Annotated in this window: 2 protein-coding genes; both read left to right on the forward strand. The window is 42.3% G+C overall.

What is annotated here, in order from left to right; genetic code table 11:
• Positions 1–216: 216 nt before the first annotated feature.
• On the forward strand, positions 217–552 hold the full coding sequence (locus IQ228_RS00595) for a hypothetical protein (RefSeq protein WP_193961936.1): 336 nt from the start codon (positions 217–219) through the stop codon (positions 550–552).
• A 35-nt stretch (positions 553–587) separates the two neighbouring features.
• Entirely contained in the window at positions 588–1,106 is a 519-nt protein-coding gene (locus IQ228_RS00600; protein WP_193961937.1) for a hypothetical protein, read from the forward strand.
• Positions 1,107–1,377 lie beyond the last annotated feature (271 nt).

Genomic DNA, 1,377 nt, shown 5'->3' on the forward strand with positions numbered 1-1,377 from the left:
CCCCTACCCCCCCTGCTTGCCGTCACCCGTCATTTTCGGGTTGACAGACTACTAGAATACCCATATTTAATTTCTGGAGATTAGTAAAAGTTGAATCTGCGTTCCCATAGCCATGTAGATACCTGCCATGAAAGTTATCTGCATGGCTGGATTAATTTAACCTTAATAACAAGCAATACAGCCGACAAACTCAGTAGAGCTATTTTGAGTATACCTATGTTTACTATTTACCCTTCTCCTCTGCAAAATATCCTTAATTTTGGTATCCGCGCCCTTACTTGGGGAAGTTTTATTGGACTCCCTCTGGTGCTATCTAACCAAATGGCTCAAGCACAATCCTTAAATTTGATTCCAAGCATTGTCGAGTTAAATAGCGAAGGTGGCCAGTCCGAAGGGGTATTTAACATCGTGAATGCCAGCACCACTGCCCCTATTCGCGCTCGACTCTATGCCGAACCTTTTTCCTATACGGATCGAGGATTCCGTCCAGAACCTAATAGTAAAGCCGACCTTACTCCCTATCTTGTATTGTATTTTCTCCCCGTGAGCTAACACTCGGACCAGGACAATCTCGACAGGTGCGACTCGTGACTCGTATTCCCAAAGATATCACTAATAAAGAGTATCGGGCAGTAGTGTATGTTCAATCATTAACTGAATCTCCTGATAACCCCAATGCACCTAAGGATGTAGTCACTGTAACAATGGGTCTGGCCACGAGAATTGGGGCAACCGTTTATGCTCGTCAAGGTAAGATTGCCCCCAATTTCAACATTACAGGCGTTGAATATAATCCTAAAGAACGACAAATATTACTTGGTGTCCAAAATACTGGTAATGGTTCAACCCGTCCCTATATTGAATGGACACTTAAACAAGGGGATAAGGAAATTGTCAGTCAGGTAAGTGAACCTACATCAATAGTACCTGAAAGTAGCCGTAAATTCCCGATTAGTTATCCGGCAAAGGATGAAAAGCCTCTTCCCGCTGGGACTTATAATTTTTCTGGAAAACTTGTTTGGGTTAATAAAGGTTGGGCATTAAATTCTAAGACTGACCAAAATGTTCTCCCTTTTAATTTTCCCCTCACTATACCTAGTAAATAATTGCTGAGTAATAGTCCCTGGCGAATAGAATATGGCTTCGCCTCCCGTTAGGGATACGCAGCTATACAAACAAAGTTCGCCTACGCGGACTAAGGAAAAATCAGGGAATTTAAACCCACGCACCATCTGGGTTTTGCCTGTGTAGACGCGGTTTCTAACCGCCCAGTTAACATTAATTTGACACCAATGAGCTTTTGCTTTACCCCCACCCACAGAATCAAATGAATAAGCTGTGTTGAGTATATATATAATTCACAAGGACTAAATTAAA

It is taken from the genome of Dolichospermum sp. LEGE 00246, from assembly GCF_015207865.1.
Taxonomy (GTDB): domain Bacteria; phylum Cyanobacteriota; class Cyanobacteriia; order Cyanobacteriales; family Nostocaceae; genus Dolichospermum; species Dolichospermum heterosporum.

Coding starts and splice junctions, on each gene's coding strand:
- IQ228_RS00595 (WP_193961936.1), top strand. CDS start 217: ATGTTTACTATTTACCCTTCTCCTCTGCAAAATATCCTTAATTTTGGT.